This window comes from Photorhabdus tasmaniensis (genome assembly GCF_011189505.1).
GTDB lineage: Bacteria > Pseudomonadota > Gammaproteobacteria > Enterobacterales > Enterobacteriaceae > Photorhabdus > Photorhabdus tasmaniensis.
In genome coordinates this window covers 37,325-61,363 of record NZ_PUJU01000006.1, presented here as the reverse complement: position 1 = coordinate 61,363, position 24,039 = coordinate 37,325, and the positions used below count along the sequence as shown (strand labels likewise).

Annotated in this window: 21 protein-coding genes, 3 tRNA genes and 5 pseudogenes; 21 read left to right on the top strand and 8 right to left on the bottom strand. The window is 42.1% G+C overall.

Features of this window, described 5'->3' with window-relative positions; all coding sequences use genetic code 11:
* Positions 1-2 precede the first annotated feature (2 nt).
* Complete coding sequence (locus tag C5471_RS03900) at positions 3-485, bottom strand: contractile injection system protein, VgrG/Pvc8 family (protein ID WP_422630903.1); 483 nt, start codon at positions 483-485, stop codon at positions 3-5.
* 325 nt (positions 486-810) lie between these two features.
* Here C5471_RS03900 and C5471_RS03895 point away from each other — a divergent pair, with 325 nt between their 5' ends.
* Positions 811-1,074 (top strand): PAAR domain-containing protein, encoded by a 264-nt coding sequence (locus C5471_RS03895; RefSeq protein ID WP_133813885.1) that lies wholly within the window; start codon positions 811-813, stop codon positions 1,072-1,074.
* Between the two features lie 79 nt (positions 1,075-1,153).
* On the opposite strand, the gene mscM is transcribed toward C5471_RS03895, so the two are convergent.
* The 3 genes from mscM to rsgA all read right to left on the bottom strand — a co-directional run bounded on the left by mscM (position 1,154) and on the right by rsgA (position 6,675).
* Positions 1,154-4,489: a miniconductance mechanosensitive channel MscM gene (gene mscM / locus C5471_RS03890; RefSeq protein WP_133813884.1), complete on the bottom strand. Its 3,336-nt coding sequence runs from the start codon at positions 4,487-4,489 to the stop codon at positions 1,154-1,156.
* 26 nt (positions 4,490-4,515) lie between these two features.
* Positions 4,516-5,409, bottom strand: a complete 894-nt coding sequence (gene asd / locus C5471_RS03885) for an archaetidylserine decarboxylase (RefSeq protein ID WP_133813883.1) — start codon at positions 5,407-5,409, stop codon at positions 4,516-4,518.
* 195 nt (positions 5,410-5,604) lie between these two features.
* The gene (gene rsgA / locus C5471_RS03880; RefSeq protein ID WP_133813882.1) at positions 5,605-6,675 is read right to left on the bottom strand and encodes a small ribosomal subunit biogenesis GTPase RsgA; all 1,071 of its coding nucleotides are present in this window, start codon (positions 6,673-6,675) and stop codon (positions 5,605-5,607) included.
* Between the two features lie 94 nt (positions 6,676-6,769).
* On the opposite strand from rsgA, the gene orn reads away from it, so the two are divergent.
* From orn to C5471_RS03860, 4 genes are all read left to right on the top strand, one after another.
* The gene (gene orn, locus C5471_RS03875) at positions 6,770-7,318 is read left to right on the top strand and encodes an oligoribonuclease (RefSeq protein ID WP_133813881.1); all 549 of its coding nucleotides are present in this window, start codon (positions 6,770-6,772) and stop codon (positions 7,316-7,318) included.
* 206 nt (positions 7,319-7,524) lie between these two features.
* Positions 7,525-7,600: transfer RNA gene (locus tag C5471_RS03870), tRNA-Gly, on the top strand.
* Positions 7,601-7,655: 55 nt separating this feature from the next.
* Positions 7,656-7,731: transfer RNA gene (locus tag C5471_RS03865), tRNA-Gly, on the top strand.
* Positions 7,732-7,767: 36 nt separating this feature from the next.
* Positions 7,768-7,843, top strand: a tRNA-Gly gene (locus C5471_RS03860).
* Between the two features lie 309 nt (positions 7,844-8,152).
* Here C5471_RS03860 and C5471_RS03850 read toward each other — a convergent pair.
* Positions 8,153-8,866, bottom strand: a pseudogene (locus C5471_RS03850) (IS5 family transposase).
* 217 nt (positions 8,867-9,083) lie between these two features.
* On the opposite strand from C5471_RS03850, the gene dynA reads away from it, so the two are divergent.
* The 10 genes and pseudogenes from dynA to C5471_RS03805 all read left to right on the top strand — a co-directional run.
* Positions 9,084-10,286 (top strand): dynobactin maturation radical SAM/SPASM protein DynA, encoded by a 1,203-nt coding sequence (dynA, locus tag C5471_RS03845; protein WP_133813880.1) that lies wholly within the window; start codon positions 9,084-9,086, stop codon positions 10,284-10,286.
* Between the two features lie 15 nt (positions 10,287-10,301).
* Positions 10,302-10,469, top strand: coding sequence for a dynobactin A family peptide antibiotic (gene dynB, locus C5471_RS03840; protein ID WP_166295655.1), 168 nt, complete (start codon positions 10,302-10,304; stop codon positions 10,467-10,469).
* Between the two features lie 182 nt (positions 10,470-10,651).
* Positions 10,652-10,726: pseudogene (locus C5471_RS25220) on the top strand (hypothetical protein); the annotation flags it as partial.
* 24 nt (positions 10,727-10,750) lie between these two features.
* Positions 10,751-11,051 (top strand): annotated as a pseudogene (locus tag C5471_RS24175) (IS3 family transposase); the annotation flags it as partial.
* 173 nt (positions 11,052-11,224) lie between these two features.
* A complete protein-coding gene (locus C5471_RS03830) occupies positions 11,225-11,758 on the top strand; it encodes a DUF2975 domain-containing protein (protein WP_166295652.1) in 534 nt (177 codons plus the stop codon).
* Positions 11,759-11,765: 7 nt separating this feature from the next.
* Positions 11,766-11,969: a helix-turn-helix domain-containing protein gene (locus C5471_RS03825; protein ID WP_133813877.1), complete on the top strand. Its 204-nt coding sequence runs from the start codon at positions 11,766-11,768 to the stop codon at positions 11,967-11,969.
* Positions 11,959-12,318: a hypothetical protein gene (locus C5471_RS03820; RefSeq protein ID WP_133813876.1), complete on the top strand. Its 360-nt coding sequence runs from the start codon at positions 11,959-11,961 to the stop codon at positions 12,316-12,318. Before C5471_RS03825 ends, C5471_RS03820 begins: the two co-directional genes overlap by 11 nt.
* A gap of 60 nt (positions 12,319-12,378) precedes the next feature.
* Entirely contained in the window at positions 12,379-13,650 is a 1,272-nt protein-coding gene (locus C5471_RS03815) for an HlyD family secretion protein (RefSeq protein ID WP_133813875.1), read from the top strand.
* A complete protein-coding gene (locus C5471_RS03810) occupies positions 13,643-14,197 on the top strand; it encodes a hypothetical protein (RefSeq protein ID WP_133813874.1) in 555 nt (184 codons plus the stop codon). Before C5471_RS03815 ends, C5471_RS03810 begins: the two co-directional genes overlap by 8 nt.
* Positions 14,140-14,415: pseudogene (locus C5471_RS03805) on the top strand (ATP-binding cassette domain-containing protein); the annotation flags it as partial. The gene C5471_RS03810 and the pseudogene C5471_RS03805, both read left to right, overlap by 58 nt.
* 42 nt (positions 14,416-14,457) lie before the next feature.
* On the opposite strand, the pseudogene C5471_RS03800 reads toward C5471_RS03805, so the two are convergent.
* From C5471_RS03800 to queG, 3 genes and pseudogenes are all read right to left on the bottom strand, one after another.
* Positions 14,458-14,724 (bottom strand): annotated as a pseudogene (locus C5471_RS03800) (IS1 family transposase); the annotation flags it as partial.
* Between the two features lie 204 nt (positions 14,725-14,928).
* On the bottom strand, positions 14,929-15,360 hold the full coding sequence (locus tag C5471_RS03795; RefSeq protein WP_133813873.1) for a flagellar protein FlhE: 432 nt from the start codon (positions 15,358-15,360) through the stop codon (positions 14,929-14,931).
* Between the two features lie 845 nt (positions 15,361-16,205).
* Positions 16,206-17,363, bottom strand: coding sequence for a tRNA epoxyqueuosine(34) reductase QueG (gene queG / locus C5471_RS03790; protein WP_133813872.1), 1,158 nt, complete (start codon positions 17,361-17,363; stop codon positions 16,206-16,208).
* 171 nt (positions 17,364-17,534) lie between these two features.
* Here queG and tsaE point away from each other — a divergent pair, with 171 nt between their 5' ends.
* From tsaE to hflX, 6 genes are all read left to right on the top strand, one after another.
* Positions 17,535-17,999, top strand: a complete 465-nt coding sequence (gene tsaE / locus C5471_RS03785) for a tRNA (adenosine(37)-N6)-threonylcarbamoyltransferase complex ATPase subunit type 1 TsaE (protein WP_133813871.1) — start codon at positions 17,535-17,537, stop codon at positions 17,997-17,999.
* A gap of 14 nt (positions 18,000-18,013) precedes the next feature.
* Complete coding sequence (amiB, locus tag C5471_RS03780; protein WP_133813870.1) at positions 18,014-19,297, top strand: N-acetylmuramoyl-L-alanine amidase AmiB; 1,284 nt, start codon at positions 18,014-18,016, stop codon at positions 19,295-19,297.
* Positions 19,298-19,306: 9 nt separating this feature from the next.
* The gene (mutL, locus tag C5471_RS03775) at positions 19,307-21,208 is read left to right on the top strand and encodes a DNA mismatch repair endonuclease MutL (RefSeq protein WP_133813869.1); all 1,902 of its coding nucleotides are present in this window, start codon (positions 19,307-19,309) and stop codon (positions 21,206-21,208) included.
* Positions 21,201-22,142: a tRNA (adenosine(37)-N6)-dimethylallyltransferase MiaA gene (gene miaA / locus C5471_RS03770; RefSeq protein ID WP_133813868.1), complete on the top strand. Its 942-nt coding sequence runs from the start codon at positions 21,201-21,203 to the stop codon at positions 22,140-22,142. The genes mutL and miaA overlap by 8 nt, the downstream gene beginning before the upstream one ends.
* 110 nt (positions 22,143-22,252) lie before the next feature.
* A complete protein-coding gene (gene hfq / locus C5471_RS03765; RefSeq protein WP_023044707.1) occupies positions 22,253-22,561 on the top strand; it encodes an RNA chaperone Hfq in 309 nt (102 codons plus the stop codon).
* A gap of 97 nt (positions 22,562-22,658) precedes the next feature.
* Entirely contained in the window at positions 22,659-23,939 is a 1,281-nt protein-coding gene (gene hflX / locus C5471_RS03760) for a ribosome rescue GTPase HflX (protein WP_133813867.1), read from the top strand.
* Positions 23,940-24,039: the final 100 nt, after the last annotated feature.

The following is a 24,039-nucleotide window of genomic DNA, read 5'->3' as shown; positions in this document are numbered from 1 at the left end:
TTTCAGATTATCAGGGTGCACAGAGCCATCGAAGTAGGTGGCATTACTACCGTGGCGACTTCATCACCGTCTGCCAGCGGTTTATAGCGGTAGGGGGGACGCCAGTCGTTGCGGCCGGGAATAAACCGGGTCTGGGAATGGAGGGTGGTGCCGGTGCCGCTATCACCTAAAACAGCAGGGACGTACCCCTGATGTTGGCAAGAGACAACCTGCCAGCGGTCATTCATGGTATCAATCGGGTGGTGGGTTAATTTGAAGATCCTGCCCGGCATTAATCGAATACAATTGCTCTCCGCTTGCCCTGATTTGCTGTCAGCACGCAAAGCTTCCAGCCGGTACTGAGTAAACGGAATGCCCTCTTTGTTTTTCAGAAAACGTCCGTAACTTTCGAAGATATGAAATGGCGTGCTGTTTTCTGCTTCATTTTTCCTCAATGACATCATCTTTTGGTGTCCGGGCATGATTGAAAGATGTCCAGCATTCATGACCTTCCAACCCCCGAAGAATATTTGGATCACCCGGTTTAGGGATAAATGAGGCAAAGTACGATCGCCTCTTTTACGATCAAAGGTTAATGAGAATTTATATGTTGATTTAATAAATATCAAGATTGATATTTTAAAGATATGTAAATCTCACTTCAAAACAGTCACTGATGTGAATTTTATCGGCGTTTAAGTAACATAATGATTTAATTTATTTCAAAAAGTTTGATTTAAGTGAGATTAATTTAATTAAGTTATGGCACCATGATAGTCAGATATCATAATCTGAAATTAATAGTTAACTAATAGTTGAGAGGATAAATAAATGTTACGTTCCATTATTTTGGTTGGAGACTCGACTTCGCATGGCGGCAAGGTGCTGGCTGGTGATGGTGGTTTTGATGTGTTAGGGAAGAAAGCGGCCCGGGTGGGGGGTGCTGTATCCTGTCCAAAATGTGGTGGTAATCAAACTATCGTGGAAGGGACGCCGGGTATAGTCAGCTCTAATGGGCAAATGTATGCCCTGGAGGGGATGAAAACCTCTTGTGGGGCGACATTGATTGCTTCGCAAAGTCTATTTCAGGCATAGGATGGCGGTAAAAGGTAATACTTTGCCTGAAATAGAGCGAATTGGTTCAAATACGGATGCTCAGTTCTTCATTCTCTTTTTATAAACTCCCGGGCTGACGGGGGGGATTTCGGCCTGACATATTGGTGGTCGCACTGCGAATGTTTTGACCAATTACATCGATGTTAGCCTGAAATGGTGGGAATGGCAGAGTAATACCCTGTTTGTGGAACTCTTGCAGAATAAGCTGGTGGATTTCATGGCGGACCGGCATCCGGTGCCCCATTTCAGCAGCATAGATCCGTAGCTCAAATATCTGGATGCCGTGTTGCAGATCGACCAGATACACTTCAGGTGCCGGGTTATCAAGGATCATCGAGCAGCGTTTAGCCGCAGTTAACAGGATTTGGGTGACTTCTTCGCTGTTATTTTCTGTCGGCGCAGGAATTGTCAGTACGACACGGGTGATGGTGTCAGACAATGACCAGTTAATAAACTGTTCAGTGATAAAGGCTTTGTTAGGAACGATAATCTCTTTCCGGTCCCAATCTGAAAGTGTTGTCGCCCGTGTATTAATCTTGGTGATGCTGCCGGTCAGATTGCGGATAGTGACGGTATCGCCAATGCGAATGGGTTTTTCAAACAGGATCATTAAGCCAGAAACAATGTTGGCGAAGATCTCTTGTAAGCCAAAACCAAGCCCAACTCCCAGTGCGGCAACCAGCCATTGCAGTTTTGACCATTCAATACCAATCAGCGAGAAACCGACCAAGCCACCAATCAGCGTAATGGTGTATTTGGTTAGTGTGGTAATGGCAAAACCGGTACCTGGGGCCAGTTCCAGATGCTGCAATAAGGCCAGCTCAAGCAGTGCAGGCAGGTTACGTACTAGCTGAGTTGTGATAATAATCACCAGTATGGCGATTAATACTGAGCCCATTGTGATGGGTTGAACCGTTTCTACATTGTTTATTGTTGTAGTGACATCCCACAGGCGGATATTTTCCAGGAATGAGAAAGCTGAATGGAGTTCTGACCAGAGCCAAATCAGTGAAACCAGCGCAAGCAGGGTCAGAATTGAGCGTACCAATCCCAGGGATTGAGCACTGATTGCATCCAGGTCAATAATGGGTTCGTCAACTTCAATGGAGCCTTCGATACTGCTTGAACCCGTTGAATCATCTTCTCCTTTGGCACGTTGAGCCAGAATTTCCGCCCGCCGCTGTTTGGCTCGTTCAAAGGCAATCCGGCGCCGCTGAATCAGCATCCAGCGCCGGATAATATGGTAAATAACCAGCAGGAAGAACCAAATAGCAACAGAAGTTTCTAAACGTCCCAGTAATGCCTGCGATGTACTGAAATAGCCCAATATGGAAGCCAGAGCCGCGATTATTGGCGCAGAGAGTAAAATCCACCAGAGAGCAATATTGATAACATTTTCACCGGAGCCATTTTTATCCAGATAGAGAGGGATTCTTGCCCGTTTCAGGCTGCTGGTAATCAAGCTTAAGGAGACGCACAGTATCAGGAAACAGAGCCTGCCAAGTGTGGAGGCAAATTCTCGATCACTGTAATGTTCGAAAGTGATTAATGCCATCACTAATGGCACGATAGCAAAGATAGAGAGTTGGTAGAATCGCAATGCGCGTTTGACTCGTTCTTCCGGCCAGCGAAAATGGGCAATGAAGAGTCCATTTGGATGTGCAAATGTCGCACTCAGCATAAAGATCCATAATACGGGAGTCGTCGCACTGACTCCATAACCAATGGCGATCGCCATTGGATACTGCCAGGCACTTTGCAGCCCATAGCCGATCGCGGACCAGAGCATTGGCAAAGGTAACGCGACAATAACCGACCAGAACACGGTACGCAAAGTAAGGGAGAAATGATCATAGGTTACTTTGCCGATGCGGTTACTCGCGCGCTCAAGAAATGCGTGATAGTGGCGGAGAGAACCGATGCTGAATATGACAAGAAATAGCGCGCCAAGCAGATATAGCAGTGTATCCTGAGTGGTCAGCATGACGATTAGAGCACCACTTAACTGGGAGAAAGTATCCAGTGATAATAAGCGGGTCAGATCCTGCACAACACTAATAGGGTAATCGAGCGAGACAGGATTAACATCCGCGACCCAGAATAGATAACGGTGGGTGGCTTCTTTTACTTCTGTTAGTGCATCGTTTAGCTGGTTGGTAGAGACTTTCAGTTTGGTTAGTTCAAGAATCTCACTGTCATAACCCGATAATAATGAATTGAGTAATTCTTTGCGGGTACGAATCAGGGAATCGTAAATCCGCTCTTGTTCGGCCGTCAGTGCAACGTTGTTTGCCTGTGTTGGTTTTGTTTCTTTCTGTAACTGTTCCAGCATATCTTCGTATTTCAGCCGATCGACCCTGAATTTGACAATATTCCGGTCAAGTTGCTGAGGTTTAGATAGGTCGGGCAAACGGGCAAGCTGAGTTCGAAGTGCTTCTCCAAGCGTTGTGGAGCCTCCAAGCCATTGAGCCTGTTCACGAATGGTACTCAATGCTTGCCGGACTTGAATAATATCACTGGCGGCCTGGCGTTGTTTTGAGCCGATGGTATTCATTCGTTGTGCTTGCTGATTTAGTTCCTGAGATAAATGACGGTTCAGTTGTAATTCATCAAGCAGAAATTTTGGTAGCTGGCCACTTTGTTCTGCCAGCATTTCTGTATGTTCCAGAGCTAATTCTGCTTTTTGCTGGCGTTGGGCGTTAAGCTGACTGCGGAGTTTTTGCAGCTCAAGATCAAGTCGCTGATAACGCTTTTTGAACAGATCAACTCGCATACGGGAAATTTCTTGCCGGTTATTGGCAGAAAGTTGAGCTATTTCCAGTTCATTAACTGTAGCTTTGTGAGCGTTTACTTCGGCTTGAGCTAAAGCAAATTGGGCTTCTCCTAACGGAGTGGCAGGTGTTTCTAATGATTGAAGGCGAGAGGATGCTTCCGTCAGAAGGCGTCGTGCTTCTGATTGTTGTTGCGGTAATAATCCAAGGGAGTCGCTGATTTCCCGTCCTTTGTCTTGTTCTTGCTGTAATTGTCCACCTTGGTCCAGTAACCGGCTGCTGATCTGAATGATTTGCTGCTCAAGATTTGCAATTGGCTGGTTAGCAGGAATTTGGCGGGGAGTATCACTTTCAGCAAGTAATTTTTGACGGAGCTCTCTGATTATTTTTGGAAAATCATCAATGGTAGCCTGATATTTCTGTGTTCTGTCGTTAGCCGATTTCGTATCAGCAATCCAATTGAGCGCTCCTTGGAGCGCCTGAGCAACTTCTGCATCCTGCGGATTTTTACTGGATTCAATTTGTTTCAGTTCTTGTTTGAGCTGGTTTTCATCAAATTGAGTAGCAGCAAAAACCGGACTAATAATGAGCAGGCTAAGTAATAAGCTGATAATCAGGCGCACGATAGAGGGCTCTCCTTGGAAGGGGATTAGCTTATGTTATCAGTAGGTTCTTCAGGTATTATCGCTTGGGCTAATAGTTCACCCATGCGGGTTGCTGAACCACTGCTTAAGTTCCCGGCTAACTGCACCTGATTTGCTGCGAACAGGTTAATAACGGTAGAACCCAGTTTGAAGCGCCCCATTTCTTCACCTTTCTTTAACGAGACCGCGCCGGTTGTACCCGCGTCAGGGTAGGCCCAGCGTTTGATAATACCTTCCCGTGGTGGCGTAACCGTCCCACACCAGGCCATTTCAATACTGCCGACGATAGTTGCACCAACCAGAATTTGTATCATTGGCCCAAATTGAGTATCAAACAGGCAGATGACTCTTTCGTTACGGGCGAACAGGTTTGGCACGTTGGCGGCAGTTAACGGATTGACAGAGAATAGATCACCTGGAACATAGATCATCTCTTTCAGTAATCCATCGCAAGGCATATGTACACGGTGATAATCTTTTGGTGATAAGTAAGTCGTTACAAACTGCCCATCACTGAATATATCTGCTAATTGATGATTGCCGGCTAGCAGGGCTTCAAGGGTATAGTGGTGCCCTTTGGCCTGAAGAATCTGGTCTGTACGGATATTACCTAATTGACTGATAATGCCATCAGCAGGTAGTGCTAATTGATGTGCTTCGCTGACAACCGGGCGAACATCTTCTTTTAATGGGCGGATAAAGAATTCGTTGAATGTCGTATAGGCTAAAAACTCAGGTGCCTTCGCTTCATTCATATCCACTTTATAAACACGGGCAAACGCCTTGATTGCCAGTTGAGTCAGCCAGCCCGCTTTTTTATTCGCAAACCAGCCCGCCAGATTCGTAATTCCCTGTTTAGGTAGTAAATAATGCAACCTGATTTTAATGTTATCCAGCACGTCAACCTCTTGGATGTTATTTTATCGGCAAAATTAGATAAAAGGGGGCTATTGTACCCGTCCTTTTATTTAATGTCAGTTATACCCTTCATCTTTCAAGTTGCTGCTTTGTTGGCTGCGTTCACTTACCCCAGTCACATAGTTATCTATGCTCCTGGGGATGCGTTCACTTGCCGCCGCGCTGCAACTTGAAATCTATTGGGTTTGGGTATAGCTATCGTTATCTGTAAACATCTTGCGTGGTTTAATTTGGTCCATGCTATCGAGAATACGGTGATAATTCTCAAAACGTTCTTCGGTTATTTCGCTATCTTCTACTGCTTTCCGTAATGCACATTCTGGATCTTCCCGATGTTTACAATCACGGAATTTACAATTTCCCAGATAATCGCGGAATTCGACGAAACCCTGAGTTATCTGTTCTGGGGTTAAATGCCACAGGCCAAACTCCCGTACACCTGGAGAATCAATCACATCACCGCCATATGGAAAATGATAAAGGCGGGATGCCGTGGTGGTGTGTTGACCTAAACCGGAAGCTTCTGAAACCTGATTGACCAGAATTTCTTTTTCATCCTCTGGTAGCAGCGTGTTCAGTAAACTTGATTTACCCACTCCGGACTGACCGGCGAAGATGCTGATTCTGCCTGCAAGCATCTTTAGTAATTCTTCCATACCTTCGCCAGTATGGCTTGATAACTTTAATACTCTGTAACCAATATTATGGTATGTGGACATGACTTCATTGACCCACTCACGGCTTTCTTCGTCCAGTAGATCAATTTTATTTAGTACAATCAATGGCTCAATGCCCAGTGTTTCACAGGCAACAAGGTAGCGATCGATAATATTGAGTGAAAGCTCAGGGAGAATGGCTGACACAATAACTATCTGGTCAATGTTGGCGGCGATAGGTTTAATGCCATCATAGTAGTCAGGGCGTGTCAGTACCGAAGTCCGCTCGTGAACCGCTTCAACAATGCCATTTACTTTAACATCTGTTTGCGTTTGCAGCGAAGGACGCCATACCACCCGATCACCGGTGACTAATGAACGGATCGTTCTGCGAATATTACAACGTTGTATAGAACCGTCTGCGGCCTCTACATCAGCATGTTGGCCGAAACGGCTGATAACCAACCCTTCTTGGGGTTCACCTAACTGGCTATCATCCATTTCAGGTTTATTATCCTGTTTTTTCAGTCTGCGCTGATGATTTGCCTGTACCCGCCGTTGCTGGCCTTTGGATAATTTATTCTTAGCCACCGAACCTCACTTGTTCCATATTTATCGCTGCTATTTTTTAAAAGCGCTATGATACACCATTAATAAGAACTATCTCTCCAACCTAGGATATAACATGTCAAAAAGTGAGCACAATCTTATCTGGATAGATCTGGAAATGACGGGTTTAGATCCAGAGCGGGATCGCATTATTGAAATTGCGACAATTGTCACCGATGCAAATTTGAATATTCTGGCTGAAGGGCCGGTCATTGCGATTTATCAGTCTGATGAGCAACTTGCTCTGATGGATGAATGGAATGTGCGTACCCATACTGGCAGTGGGTTGGTTGAACGTGTTAAAGCAAGCAAAATAGATGATCGTGCGGCAGAGAAGGCGACGATTGAATTTCTGGAACAATGGGTTCCCGCGAGGGCTTCACCCATTTGTGGTAATAGTGTTGGTCAGGATCGGCGTTTTCTGTTCCGTTATATGCCGGTGCTGGAGGCCTATTTTCACTACCGTTATCTGGATGTCAGTACACTGAAAGAATTAGCCCGTCGCTGGAAACCGGAAATCTTAGCGGGATTAAAAAAGCAGAATACGCATCAGGCATTGGATGATATCCGCGAATCAGTGGCTGAATTAGCGTATTACCGGGAACATTTTATTCAATCGGAATAAGAAAGTTTTATTTTGTCCTCTGTTGGCTATGATAACGTAAGCTCAGTGTGATGATTATTAATCCGCATTGGTGTTTATTAAATCGCCACTTGACCGAAAAGTTTGTTTTTTTGCGTTGAAGGGACTTGCGAGCGCAACGATTTTTCGTATAATGCGCTCCCCATACCGATGAAGAATTTTGTCAGGTATGGCATACTGAAAGATATGCGGGAATAGCTCAGTTGGTAGAGCACGACCTTGCCAAGGTCGGGGTCGCGAGTTCGAGTCTCGTTTCCCGCTCCAAATTTCGGTTTGTCATCAGTATGTTATTTCAGGTTATAGTTAGCCAATCAGCGACGCGGGAATAGCTCAGTTGGTAGAGCACAACCTTGCCAAGGTTGGGGTCGCGAGTTCGAGTCTCGTTTCCCGCTCCAAGTTTTCAATCAGGCTATGATTAGTCAGTCAGTAATGCGGGAATAGCTCAGTTGGTAGAGCACGACCTTGCCAAGGTCGGGGTCGCGAGTTCGAGTCTCGTTTCCCGCTCCAATTCTCCTTCCATAGATATCTATTAAAGTCTTTAGCCAATCGCGACTTTTAAGTCCCATGATTTTCAATAGTTGATGTAGATTTATCTTGACGAACATCTTTCCTGGCAAAATGAGGAAGATGATTAGCGTTATACCCGCAAGAATGAATCTGAGACTTGCTGACAGTAAGGGCGGCGTTTCGACAGAAATGTAGCGACCTGCAACAAATGTCCTGCTCCAGATGATGGCGACAAGAGACAGCTTGATGTAGGTTGAATGCTAGATAGTGTCGTCATAAAATTCCTAACCAAAGAGCGAGACAGCGGATCTAAACACGAGCAAGAAATGAGCCACTATTTTTGGCATAACGGGTCGCTATACCACAGCGTTTAAGATGGAGGAAAGCATTTTCAACTAAGTGTCTGAGCCGATAGAGTTCACAGTCATATTCTTGTCTCACTTTGCGATTTTTACGGCTGGGAATTTGCGCTTCCATACCTTGTTTTTCTGCTTGTTCAACAATGGCATTGTTGTCATAGCCTCGCTTCGCCAATAAATGTGCCGCATCTATTCCTTCAATCAAGACCTCAGCTTGTGAGCAATCAGCTGTGGGACCGCTTGTAATAAGTGCTCTGACCGGCATATCATGCACATCCACGACCAGGTGTATCTTGGTATTGGGGCCCCTTTTGTACGCCTCCTATCCTGATTGCCACCTTCCTCCCCTCGGGCATGGGGATGAACCTTAATGTGACTGGCGTCAATCATCAGCCATTCGAAATTCGGTTCAGAGATGAGTTCTTCAAGCAATCCTTCCCATACGCCTTTGTCATGCCACCGACAAAAACGGCGAAATTGCCATAATTGGGGGGTAAATCTCGCCAGGGGTGCCTGTCCGTAAAATTCAAAAAAACGTATTAATAAATAGTCGATTATCATAAGCGACACGTCCCCAGGTGTTCTGATGTCCTAGTAAGTGAGGCTCAAGTAAACGCCAAACACGATCAGAGATATCGTGACAACAGTGTGCGGGTGTGCTCATGGTTAAGTCATCCATTCGTGTAATCAGGCATTATTATTACATAGATTAATTCATGACGGCATTATCCAGAGAATTATCTAGTTTATTTATTAATGTATTGAAAAACATAAAATTCCTAAATCAACATGTGACCACTGTGGCATTTCTTTCCTTTGAAGCTTGATTATACACACACATTTTATATGGTTATATGACGGGGTAAATAAGGGGGGATGTGATGAATTTCATTAATGTAATTAAACCTACTCATCTTTGCAATTTGGCATGTAGTTATTGCTACAATGAAGATGAAAGAAGACCTGTAATGAACTTAACTACGTTAGAAAACGTTATAAAAGAAACATTTGATTATGTGAGAACAGTTGGTGGATTTACAGGTGTTGAATTTATTTGGCATGGTGGCGAACCATTTTTTGTAGGTATTGACTTCTATAATTATGCGGTTCTTTTTCAAAAGAAATACTGTAAAGAGATAAATTATATAAATACTATTCAAACGAATGGAACATTAATTTCAAACAAATGGATTGATTTCATTAAAAAAAATGACTTTATTATAAGTTTATCCGTAGATGGGGATAAAGATAATCATGATAAAAATCGAGTTTATAAAAATGGTAAAGGCAGTTTTGATAATGTAATGAAAGGAATTAAAAAATTAAGGGCTGCCAATATAAATTTTGGAAGTGTAATAGTAATCAATAAAGAAAATATGAATAGAACAGAAGAGCTTTACAAGTTTTTTGTAAGTGAACGAATAGTTTTCAACATTATCCCGTTAATTAAATCAGGTAGGGCTAATGATGCATATAATGATTTAGGGTTAGACGCTGATGAATTTTTTGAACCGTGGAAAAAAGTCTATGATTTATGGTTTGATGCGGATGATGAAAACTATATACATGTTTCTGATTTTGTCAGAAAAACACAGTCTATTATAGCTGGACGTGCCGCTGATTGTATCGGCATGTCCCAGTGCGGGAATGCGAACTGCTCGACCGATCCATTAGGCGATATTTACCCGTGCGCAAGCTTGTCTGGTCATAATGACTTAAAATATGGAAACATAAATTATAAATCCTTATATGAACTATTTAACTCTAAGGTCGCTTTTAATTGGCGCAATAGGCCAATAAATGAGGAGTGCGCCAAATGCAAATGGCAGCATGTCTGTCATGGAGGATGCCAATCCAGGTCATATAAATTTTATTCTGGAGCTTATTATCAGAGAGACTATTACTGTCCAAGTTTAAAGAAAATGTATGCCCATATAGGAAAAAGAATATTAGAGAAGAACATAATTCCGGCTGAACCGTATTCAAACCATATGGATGATGGTTTGGGTGAAACAAAGGCTTATTTGAAAAATTACTTAGGCCTTAATGAGAAAGGGACTACAATACCAGTCATTCAACTTTGAAATGAGATAATTAAAATGAACGACACAAATAATGCTAAGGTGTGGAATAATGCACTACTAGACTGTGCTATGGTGCAAAAAGACAACAAAGTAAAAGATCTTGATCAAACAGCTTTGGAAAAGTTAGTAAAACATGCGGCAATTCCATCTTGGAACTCAAATGTTCATAGTTATCGATTCTAAGATTAGAAATCAAAGTGCCCTGAGCCGGGGCACTTTTTAGGTCAGGAATTCAATATGTTGATCGCAGTGTAAAATCCCTGCTTTTACGCTGTTTTTCCTACACAAATATTTCTGTGGTTCTAAAATGTTTTGGAACTTTCGTGTCTGTTGTTGATCTCAATAAAAAATAAGTGAGGTCAGTTATGATGTTTTCAGTCAACACCCAAGGAGGGGCAGAAGAAACTTTTAAGCACGCTGAATTAGGCGATAAGCGACGTTCAAAACGTCTTGTTCAAATTGCGGCTTCGCTTGCTGACCTTTTTGCCCGTAAACCCATCGGCTGGGCAATGTCCTTCTCACAGGACTCTGGGCTGACAAAGAAATCCCTTACAATGGCTTGGGAATCAAGGGGAAAGCCGCCAGCGAAATTGTTGGGATAGCAGTCCAATGGAGCGCTTCTTCGGGAGCTTAAAAAGTGAATGGGTTCCTCAAGAGGGATATCCGAATTTTACGGAGGCTTTCCACTCAATCACGAGTTATTACAGCCAACTTCGCTCTCATTGGTATAGCTATGGGCTAACACCCAACGAATCAGAACGATGATTTTGGAAAACCTCTCAGGTTGTGATCAATTTTTATTGACCACTTCAAAAGTCGTGTCCATCCATAAAAATATTGTTTACATTACAATGAATAAGACGTTTCAAAAAAAACATTGACAAATTAATTTATCGTATTACGATAAATAATTATCGTTAAACAAGATGCTGATAACCATGAACAACAAACTTATCAACGTAATGATTCTTATTACACAATTACTCATTGTGACACTAGCTGTGTTGAATGTTTACACTTGGTTTAACAAAAGTTATAACCCAAGCGGTTTAGGTTTTTTTTTGGCAGACCGAATTAGAGCCAATCCAGAATTCCAAATTTTGTCGATAAAGTCAGGTTTTTTATGCGCTTTACTTTCAACAATTCCAATAATTTTGTTAATAACAATTCTGCATAAAATTAAAGTTTTTTACACTAGCGTAATTGAAATGAAAATTTTTAGTCTCGCTAATGTGAGGTCTCTGAAAAAAATCTCTCTCTATATCTTCTCATGGGTTGTGATAGATTTCTTGTCAGTTCCGCTGACATCTTATTTGCTTACATTAAATAACCCACCGGGTGATAGGTTGATAATGATTTCATTATCTTGGGGGCAGGTAATGGGGCTGTATTTTAGTGGGTTTGTGTTTATTTTTACTAACATATTAAAGAATGGATTTAATATTAAAAATGACATTGATTCGATTATATAGGTGAAAAGTGACTATTGTGGTTAACCTGGATATAATCCTGGCTAAAAATAAAATGACATCAAGAGCTCTAGCTGAGAAAATTGGAATCACTGAGCAAAACCTGTCCATTTTAAAAAATGGGAAAGCAAGAGGAATTAGATTTAACACGCTTGAGAAAATATGTAAAGTTCTAGAGTGCCAACCCGGTGATATTCTTCTATATGAAGAGTAAAGCCTTTCAATTACATGAAAATAAGGTGTTTAATATGACTGTGTTATTTAAAAAAATATACTTTTTCCTTATTCTGACTTTATTTATTCCCGCATTAACTTATGCAGAATCTAACAACCATGAGGCTAAGTATGAAAAGAAAGGAGCAATTACACATTGTATAAACTATCTGCCTGAAAATGGGAAAAAATACACTATAAACTTAAATGTTACAATTGATGCTACAAAAGGAAATCCTAAATCTAGCGGTGAGCTTTTAATAACTGATGACACGCAAAAACCTTTACGTGATATCGACGAAAAAGAAATAGCTAAATTTAAACATTGTTTAATAAATGATATATTATAACATGTGATGTAATGAAAGCCTGTCTAGCATTACTAGCAGGCTTTAACTGTAGAGGTCAGCATGACTAAAAATATAAATAGGTCTAATACAGATAGATTTGAATGGGATGGTAATGCTTATTTAGTTAACACCTTTAATTCAAATATAATTTATATTTTGTCATTTTTAGTTATATTCATGATTATTTATCTGATGTTTTTTTGTTCATTTGCCAAAAGGATTGAAATTGAAGGGGAGGTGGTTAGCACGCCAAAATCATTAAACATAAAAACTAATAGTTATGGTTTCATAAAGAATGTATTTGTTCATAATGGAGCGCTTGTTAATAAAGGTGATAAATTAGTATCTATAGATTCCAGTTTTATAACTAAGGAAGGAAGAGACGTTAATCTAAAATTAAATAATGTATCTAACCAAATAGAGATTATCAAAAAATCAATAGCTAATCGTGAAGAATTATCTACAAAAAGAATTTATGCGTTCAATCAACAAATATCTCAATACAAACTATTATTAAGTAAAACAACAAAAATTGAAATCGATATTCAAAACGGCTTATCCAGCTTTGAAAATAATAAAAAATCTTTTGAGGATTTTCTTAAAAAAGGACTAATAACAAAAGAACAGGCAGTAATTCAGAGCTATAATTATTATCAACAATATGGCCTCTATCAATCGATTTTTATGCAGAGGAATGATATTGTTTCGAAAATGGCTGAGTTAGAAGAGAAAGAAGAGGAAGAAAAAAACGATAGTGAAATATTTATAAAATCTAATTTGTTAAAAATAATTGATTTGCAAAATTACTTAAATGATCTTGAGATAAAAAATGAACAGATAGTGGTATCACCTATTAATGGCATAATTGAATCATTAAATACATCACAGGGTGAACAAGTAAATACAGGTGATGTTCTCATCCAAGTTAGTCCATCAATCAAAAAGCACAATATTATAACATGGGTGCCTAACTATGTAATTCCATATATTAAAGTGAATGATCAAGTAATAATACGGTATGATGCTTTTCCTTATGAGCAATACGGTCAATTTGTTGGAAAAATAGAATCTATCTCTAATCTTTCTGCTACCGATGATGAAATATCTAAGTATAATTTAAAACCTTATAAGAATATCGATTCCCTTTCTTTTTATAAAGTATTAATAGCGGGAACTGAATCCATGATAGAACTTAAAGATACAAAATTTTATATAAGAGATAATTTGATAGCCAAAATAACACTCTTTTATGATAGAAGAACATTATACGATTGGATTTTTACGCCCATATATAAAACACAAAGCGCTACCAAGGAAAATAAAAATGATTGATAAAGCAATAGGTTCTTTAAAATTAAATTTTTTCAATAACCTTGATTCGATTTGTAATGATTTAAATCATGAGCCATATGATACGGCTTGTTTTATATTTCTAGGAAGATATTTAAAAACACTCAACTCAGAAGTCAAAATAAATCCATCTGAGAATTTATCGCAAAGTGAAAAATTAATCTATTTATCTAAAGTATCTAATATCGATATCAGAAAAATACCTGTTCATTCAATAAATTACAAAATAAAAACTCCTTTAATTTTAAAGTTAAAAAATGGTGACTTTCAGGTAGTGCTGTCAATAAAAAGCAAATATTGCTTAATTTTCGATAAAAACGAAGGAATCATAAAGAAAAATATACCAGATAATATTTGTGAGGCTTTTGAAGTTTATAAAAGCACCTCTTTTCAAAAAAATAATAATAAACTAAATCTATGGAAATTATTTTTAAATGTTGAAAAAATAAAATCGTTTTTAACAAAATTAATTGCGTTATCCATATTAAAGATTTGCCACGCGGTTATTTTACGAATATTAGTGAATTAGGTAATTCTTTATCTGGAGGTCAGAAACAGAGATTAATGATTGCTCGTGCCTTATATAAAAAACCGAAAATTCTATTTTTAGATGAGGCAACAAGCCATTTAGACGATGAAAACGAAAATATAATAAACCTTTCTATAGGCAACATGCAAATAACGCGAATTATGATTGCGCATAGGCAATCAACAATCCAGTTTGCTGATAGAGTTTTTCGAATTTGAATGAAATATAAATTTTGTTGAAAAATCTGGTGATGCCTCCCATTAGTTTAACATACGTTTTTTGATGAAAGCGCTGATGACCTTTTCATGTAATTCGACAGAGCGCGAAAAGCAGATGGTTTTGCGGGTAAGCTGTTTGATTCGAGTTCTCTGCGTCAGGTTGTTACGCTTAATGCGCTGAGTAAAGATTTTTCCGGTCAGATGCTTATCTTTCGGCACTTTTCTGGCATAACCCCAGTCAGCGCTGGTAATCATGCCGATACTAAAAGGGGACAGTAGAGAGAGTAATTTCCGGCAGGTTTCATTGGTTCATGGCCCGTATCACATTGACGGTTAAAAAATTCCGAATGGTGGGTTCGACAGTTTCTCAATTGACAGACTTCGTTGCTAGGTAGGCGTAGGATCATCAGAAAAGATGGCACTTTCAACGCTATCGATGGGGTGTTGTTTTGGCATGTATTGGTGTGACTTTTCGTCAATGACCTGAAGCCTTATGGCTTCAGGTCGGGTTGCTCAATACTGATAGTCGACTATGATCGTATTGTAGTGAGATGGGTAAACAGGGTAAGTTCCTCCGGTCAGAATCCCGCTAATTCTAAAGGAACCTTTGGCATCATTGCCAATAAAGGCATTTGTGGAGCCATTGAGACTGCCGGAGACATCCAGGCATTGTGATGGGGTGGAAGAGTATCTTGGGGTGTAACAAACGTTAAAAGTCTGAGTTGTTGCACCATTGGCATACAAGCCTATGTTCCAGGATACTGTCGTGATAGTTGCTTTTGCCGGTACCGAGATGGGTGTGTTAAAGAAGTTTGAGTTGGTGGAGTTTCCACCATAAACGTTTGGAGCACGAATTGTTTGTGACCAATTGCTGGTGGCGGCAAAGGACGTTTGAGCTGCGGTTAATACTAGAAGACCTACTGCAATTTTGGTGAATCTTTTCATTTTTCGATCCTCATTGCTAGATAGTTATTTTACTGTTATCTGTATGCAACAACTGCGCGCAATCCGATATGAAGAGAGTCTCACTGCAATAACCTGGGATCAAACGCAAGCTTTCGTTGGATGTTTAAATCTGTGCGGCGACTCTACAGTTATTGTGTAATGTCTATCCGTAAAGAGTTACTGCCTGGTTGTTGGTTTCCTGTTTTTCTTTGCATAAGCCACCTTATATTTCGGTAGTGTGTGCCTGCGATAATAATCTGTTGTAAATGGGCGAAATCAATTTTGATTTATCTTCGTCGTTTGGCTCAGGACACGCAGGAAGGAGAAAGGCATAATCCTTTAGCCCCCAAAGTTTTTTCAACTTCTGCTTGCCAAACTTTTGAGGGTGGTACATAATGCACTCCTTTCAACGACGATCTATTTAAAAATCTCTGTTGAATCAATGAGTTAAGTGGGATTCAAACGATTTGCTTCCCTCTCCAAGTTTCTTCCTCAATGATAATACTCGCTTATTTTGATTCGATTTTTGGGCTGTAGGGTTCGGTGCTGATTTCTATTTTTTATCCACAGAATAGAAAGTGATTCCCTGGTAAATAAGTACGACACCTTAAAATTACCACACAGACTTATCCACAGGCTGTTTCTTTCGGATTTTGCTGATCTTACATTTTATAAAATCAATATTTCTTCTGTAAGTTATTGATAATTTTTCGGAATAGTCCTTTGTTAAGAAATGTCATACTGATCACTTGCGCTTTTTTTGAGTATTGATCAGCAAGGGATTTTTATTTTATTCACAGGAAAATTATTTGAATTTTTTTATACACTGCCAGGATGGCTAATAATTAAGCATCTCTGGGTAAGCCTTTGGTTATCGCTCGGATAAGCCGTTTTTGTTGAGAAGTTTGTACATTGACAGTATTGGTTGCCCGGCGAGTCATTTGTTGGTCAATAGCCCAATGAATATGCTCATCAAGCATTGTGTTTAATCCTAGTTTCTGTTGCAGAGACAGAACGATGTTGTCTTGATATGGCGCGTTTCCCAAGGCAACTGCAATATTGCGTAACCAGCGTAAATGCCCGATACGGCGGATTGCAGAACCTTCTGTTATTCGCAGGAATTTTTCTTCACTCCAATTGAATAAATCCAATAATTCCGGCGTATGTAATGCTGCCCGGGGGCTGAAATCACCTTCATCTGTTAGTTGGGAAAAGCGGTTCCACGGACAAATAATCTGGCAGTCATCACAACCATAAATGCGGTTTCCCATCAGTGGGCGAAATTCTTCAGGAATAACACCTTCCAATTCAATCGTGAGATAAGAAATACAACGGCGAGCATCAATGGTATAAGGAGCGATAATTGCACCTGTTGGGCAGGTTGTCATACAGGCCACACAGCGGCCACATTGTTCTTCCTGTCGCGTGTCTACAGGTAGGGGAAGGTTTATCAGTAGTTCACCAAGAAAGAACCATGAGCCGGCTTCTCTATTAAGGATAAGCGAGTGTTTACCAACCCAGCCTAATCCGGCCTTAGCAGCGAGTGGGCGTTCCATTATTGGTGCGGAATCAACAAAAGGCCGGAAATTAAGGATGCCCTGATATTCGAAGTCATGGCAATAGTCTTGAATTTGTTCACCCAGTTTCTTCAGACGCTGGCGCAGTAGTTTGTGATAATCTCTTCCCAAAGCGTAACGGCTTATATAACCGAGTGCAGAATCACTGAGTGTGCTGGCAAAAGAGGCTTTGGCAGGGAGATAATTCATTCTTACACTAATGACGCGTAATGTTCCTGGCAGCAGTTCATTTGGGCGGGCACGCATCATACCGTGGCGTTTCATCCATGCCATTTCACCGTGATACTGTTTATCCAGCCATTCCTGGAGCTTCGGCTCTTCTGCTGATAAATCAATATCACAAATGCCAACTTGCTGGAAACCAAGAGAGAGGCCCCATTGTTTGATGCTTGTGACCAAGAGATTGAGATCGAGAGAAGTTGCCATGGCGGAAATTAGTTTATGCTGCAAGGAACCGCAGTATAGCATAATCTGTTGCAGGCCAAAAATAGTGAGTCCGGCAGTGAAACAGAGCAGAAGATGTTAAATGTTGATAATAGAGTTGTGTTAGGGTTATTGTTTTAGCTGATGAATTCATAAAACAACAGATATTATTCGATGAAAGAACTTGTTTTATCACTTCAAGATGAAGAGGCAACGGTTTCCCTTGGAGGCGCGGTTGCGGCTGCCTGTAATCATGGCAGTGTCATTTATTTATATGGTGATTTAGGCGCGGGTAAGACGACATTCAGCCGTGGTTTTTTGCAGTCTCTGGGTCATCAAGGGCATGTGAAGAGCCCAACCTACACTTTGGTTGAACCTTACGCTTTAACACCGAGGCCAGTTTACCATTTTGATCTTTACCGGTTAGCTGACCCGGAAGAGTTGGAGTTTATGGGAATTCGTGATTATTTCCATCAGAATGCCATTTGTCTGGTGGAATGGCCTCAGCAAGGAGAAGGTGTGTTACCGGAGGCAGATATTAAATTACATTTGAGTTACCAGCCCGAAGGGCGACAGGCACATTTTATTGCTTTATCTGAATATGGTGAGAGCTTGTTGGATAATTTGAAATATTTATGAGGGATAACCCGACCATGATGCACCCTTTAGTTGCAAAAATGATAAAGAAATGGCAAATCAGTTTTATGATAATTTGCTGGCTGTTTATCATGATGAGCAGTTTAGTGGTGGTAACAGCGACAGCGGCGACTTTATCCAATATTCACGTGAGTAATAGTGTCAGTGAATCCAAAGTGACGATGGTTTTTTCAGGTGGTCGCCCTGATTACAGCTTTTTCCCGTTGCATTTACCCGAACGTTTGGTGGTAGATATTCACCAGCCAGGAAATATTATTGGTTTGCCAATGAATTTGCCGGGACTGGATTTAGTGAAGAAAATTCGCGCCAGTCAGGCACCTGATGCACAAAAAAAACGTATTGTGTTTGAACTAAATAAAAAAGTTAAAGTCAACTCTATAGTGCAGCAGTCGGGTGGTGAATATCGGGTTATTTTTACCTTGCGGGCTTCCGGTATAGCTGTCAGTAATCCTGTTTTCAGAGAAAGTTCACACGTGGCAGCAAGTAAATCAGTCATTGCTGATAATAAACAGCCGGCGACAAAAAAGGCGACTCCACTAATGACTCCCAAGGGGAGTCAGCGGGTTGTTGTTGCGATTGATGCGGGACATGGCGGACAAGACTCTGGTGCGATCGGGCAACATGGACTGAAAGAGAAGAATGTCACTATTAGTGTTGCGCGTAAATTGGAAGTGCTATTGCGTAATGATCCTATGTTCAAACCTGTTTTGACCCGTAACGGAGACTATTTTATTTCTGTTGCAGGTCGTTCTGAGGTTGCGCGTAAACATAGCGCAAATATGCTGGTTTCTATTCATGCTGATGCTGCACCTAATCGCAGCGCCCGTGGTGCTTCTGTCTGGGTACTGTCAAACAAGCGTGCAAACAGCGAATTGGGTAATTGGCTTGAGCAGCATGAGAAACAGTCTGAATTACTAGGCGGTGCAGGCGATGCATTGGCAAATGGCGCAGATCCTTATCTAAGCCAGGCGGTACTGGATTTACAATTCGGTCACTCTCAACGGGTGGGTTATAATGTTGCAGTACAGGTTTTGAATGAGTTGCGCAAAGTGGGTTCATTACATAAACGCTCGCCAGAACATGCCAGTTTGGGTGTGCTACGTTCACCGGATATCCCTTCAATTTTGGTAGAAACAGGATTTATCAGTAACTCAGCGGAAGAAGCATTACTTGGTTCCAGTGATTTTCAGGATAAGCTGGCAAGCGCTATCCATCGGGGATTGCGCAACTATTTTCTGGCCCATCCATTACAGGCTGCACCTAAAACAGCCAGGAAGTAAAGGTTAACTATGGCGATCAAGATCTTACCTCCTCAATTGGCAAACCAAATTGCTGCTGGCGAAGTAGTAGAACGTCCTGCATCAGTCGTAAAGGAGTTGATGGAGAATAGTCTTGATGCTGGAGCCAGCCGCATTGATATTGAAATTGAACGCGGTGGAGTAAAACTTATCCGTGTCCGTGATAATGGCTGTGGAATCAATCATCAGGATCTTGCTTTGGCACTGGCTCGCCATGCCACCAGTAAGATTGCCACATTAGATGATCTGGAAGCGATTATCAGTATGGGATTCCGCGGAGAGGCGCTGGCCAGTATTAGCTCAGTTTCGCGTCTGACATTGACTTCCCGTACTGAAGAGCAGAATAAAGCCTGGCAAGCCTACGCTGAAGGACGGGATATGGAAGTCACAGTGAAGCCGGCTGCCCATCCGGTAGGCAGTACGGTTGAAGTGTTAGATCTGTTTTATAACACTCCCGCGCGGCGTAAATTTCTGCGAACAGAAAAAACAGAATTTGGTCATATTGATGAAATAGTCAGGCGTATTGCGCTAGCGCGTCTGGATGTATCAATCAATTTGCATCATAACGGTAAGTTGCTTCGCCAGTACCGGCCAGCAAAAGATGAATCACAGTATGAACGACGTTTGTCTTCCATTTGTGGTGCCGCTTTTATGCAACAAGCGCTTGCTCTTTCCTGGCAGCATGGCGATTTGTCCATCAAGGGATGGGTTGCTGATCCGATGAATGCGACGGCGAGTGGAGAGATTCAATATTGCTATGTTAACGGACGAATGATGCGTGATCGTTTAATTAATCATGCTATCCGTCAGGCTTATCAAGATTTGATCCAGGGAGAACAGCAGCCGGCTTATGTTTTGTATCTGGAAGTCGATCCGCATCAGGTGGATGTGAATGTACATCCGGCGAAACATGAAGTTCGCTTCCATCAGGCCCGTTTGGTACATGATTTTATCTATCAGGGGGTAACCGCTGTATTAAAACAGCGCGGAAGCGGCGCTGAACTGGGTATGGCATGTTGTGAACCTGCTCCGGTTTGGGAGCCGGAAAACCGCCCATCAGCGGGCGAAAATCATTTTTCCCGGCAAAATACCGCCGCATCTACGGCAACTTCATCACCAAAAGAGGCTTTGTCAGGCAGGAGTGGTACAGGTTTTCCCCGCAGTGGTGAAAACCGTCAGTATCATGGGGACAATTATCAAAAACCTCAGGGTGAGTTGTATCAGAAGTTGATGCAATCTGTACCGGAACCCGAAGAGAAAAGGGAGCTGTTCCCGGCAAGAACCTCTCCTGTTATGGCGGAAAAAGTGACGTCTGTTCCTGTTCAGGTTAAAAATAATAGTCATAGTTTTGGTAAAGTATTGAGTATATATCCGCCATGTTACGCTCTGATTGAATCTCCGTTAGGTCTTGGATTGCTATCTTTGCCAGTCGCCGAACGTTGGTTGAAACAAGTACAGTTGACACCAACGGAGCAAGGACTGAAACCACAACCACTTTTGATCCCGCTGAAACTTGCTCTCAGTAAGGAAGAAGCGAGCGCTTTAAATCGTTATAGTGACTTATTAGGCTCTTTTGGTATTGAAGCGTCTGTATCTCATGGAAAAGCAACACTACGTGCTGTATCGTTACCATTGCGCCAGCAAAATTTGCCCAAATTAATTCCTGAATTGTTAAACTATTTGGCGCAGCAGCCATCAGTATCGGAAGAACAGATTGTAACTTGGCTTGCTCGTCATATTGGCAGTGAGCATGAAACGTGGAATGTTGCTCAGGCAATACAGTTATTGGCTGATGTTGAGCGGCTTTGCCCACAACTGGTAAAATCTCCACCAGATGGGCTATTACAATTAATTGATTTACAAGCAGTGGTGGCATCCCTTACTCATGAGTGATCAGAAAGCTCAACATCTGCCAGCGGCAATCTTTGTTATGGGGCCGACGGCCTCAGGCAAAACTGCCTTATCTATCGCTTTGCGTCAGCATCTTCCTGTGGAACTGATAAGCGTTGATTCTGCGTTGATTTATCGTGGAATGAATATTGGTACCGCTAAACCAACAACAGAAGAGCAAGCGTTGGCGCCTCATCGTTTGATCGATATTCTTGATCCTTCTCAGCCTTATTCTGCGGCTGATTTCCGTCGGGATGCATTGGGGGAAATGGCAGAAATTACCGCTTCTGGGCGTATTCCTCTGTTGGTTGGCGGAACGATGCTTTATTTCAAGGCATTGCTTGAAGGTTTATCACCTTTGCCTTCTGCTGATCCGGCTATTCGGGCGGAGATAGAACAGCAGGCGGCAGAACAAGGATGGAATGCATTGCATCAGCAACTACAGGAGATCGACCCTGTGGCGGCGTTAAGAATTCATCCCAATGATCCACAGAGGCTTTCCCGGGCACTGGAAGTTTTTCTTATTTCAGGTAAAACTCTCACTGAGCTGACGAGATTGTCAGGAGAAATGCTTCCTTACCGTGTCCATCAATTTGCTATTGCGCCGGCAAAGCGTGAGATCCTTCATCAACGTATTGAAGCGCGTTTTCATCAAATGCTTGAATCAGGATTTGAAGAAGAAGTTAAAGCACTTTATGCTCGTCATGATTTGCATGTGGATTTACCTTCTATTCGTTGCGTTGGTTATCGTCAGATGTGGTCCTATCTTTCCGGCGAGATTAACTACGATGAAATGGTTTATCGTGGTATTTGTGCAACACGCCAGTTGGCAAAGCGTCAAATAACTTGGCTCAGAGGTTGGGAGCCTGTTCATTGGTTGGAGAGTTCTCAACCTGAACAGGCTTTAAGCACAGTTATGCAGGTTGTTAGTGCATAGGTTTATTGATTGTGTACAATTGATGAGTACCAAAGCGCAATTTTTGAGTAGTTTATTTTTTCGAACCTCCAGGTTCTTAGTTAAAAACAACAAAATAAGGAAAATATAGAATGGCTAAGGGGCAATCTTTGCAAGATCCGTTCCTGAACGCATTACGGCGTGAAAGGGTCCCGGTTTCTATTTATTTGGTCAACGGCATCAAATTGCAGGGGCAGATTGAATCTTTTGACCAGTTTGTCATTTTACTGAAAAATACGGTTAGCCAAATGGTTTATAAACATGCCATTTCGACTGTTGTACCTTCCCGCCCGGTTTCTCATCACAGTAGCAATACGGGTGTAGGGGCAAGTGTCGGTAATTACCACTCTGGTGGAGCTTCCGCTCCGGCAGCACAACAGGAAAGTGATGGCGCTGAATAAGCTTGAGAATGGTAACAAAATGAAGAAAAACATAGGTAGGGAGACTTTACCTATGTTTTTTCCTATAGTTTTTTACTCAGCCTGAGAGGTCCCACCTTTGTTTGAGCGTTATGAAGGCGGTGAACGAGCCGTTGTGGTGCACATTTTCTTCTCGCAGGATAAAGACACAGACAATCTCAGTGAGTTTGAATCACTGGTAACCTCTGCTGGTGTGGTTCCTGTTCAAATTGTTACAGGGAGCAGAAAAGTACCTAATCCGAAATATTTTGTCGGAGAAGGTAAGGCTGAGGAGATTGCGGAGGCTGTACAGGCTAGTGGTGCTGATGTTGTGCTGTTTAATCATACTCTTAGCCCTGCGCAAGAGCGTAACCTTGAACGGCTCTGTCAGTGTCGGGTGATCGATCGTACCGGTGTGATCCTAGATATTTTTGCTCAACGGGCGCGAACTCACGAAGGTAAGTTGCAGGTAGAGCTGGCACAGTTACGCCATCTTTCTACCCGTCTTGTCCGGGGATGGACTCACCTTGAACGTCAAAAGGGTGGGATTGGTCTAAGGGGGCCGGGGGAAACTCAGCTAGAGACAGATCGGCGTTTGCTGCGGGATAGGATCCGCCGGATTCTGGGCCGCCTTAGTCGGGTTGAGAAGCAGCGTGAACAGGGGCGTCAGGCGCGGAATAAGGCGGATATACCGGTGGTTTCTCTGGTGGGATATACCAACGCCGGGAAATCGAGCTTATTTAACCGTATGACTTCCGCTAAGGTTTACGCAGCTGATCAGCTGTTTGCAACACTGGATCCAACGTTGCGGCGGATTGGAGTTGATGATGTTGGCACGGCAGTGTTGGCTGATACTGTTGGTTTTATCCGTCATTTGCCTCATGATCTGGTTGCGGCATTTAAAGCGACATTGCAGGAAACCCGGCAGGCAACACTATTGCTGCATGTTGTTGATGCTGCGGATAGTCGCCTGGACGAAAATATTACCGCAGTTGACAGTGTACTGGAAGAAATTGAAGCGCATGAAATTCCGGTACTGCTGGTGATGAACAAGATTGATATGCTGGAGGACTTCACCCCGCGTATTGATCGCAACGAAGATAACTTACCGGTCAGAGTTTGGTTGTCGGCGCAAACCGGTGAAGGTATCCCGTTGTTGTTACAAGCGTTAACGGAGCGTCTTTCGGGTGAAATCGCACACTACGAATTGCGCTTGCCGCCAGAAGCGGGTCGTTTACGCAGCCGCTTCTATCAACTTCAGGCAATAGAGAAAGAGTGGATAGAAGAGGACGGCAAAGTTGGTATTGAAGTGAGAATGCCGATTGTTGACTGGCGCCGTCTGTGCAAACAAGAACAGGATTTGTTTGATTATATCGTCTGATGTGCTTGTCAGATGAATATTTGAAAACTTGTGTGATTGAGAGCGGGCTTGTTTACAAGCGGCTCTTGGCCTGAAAAACCAATCATAAAAGAATGGAGTT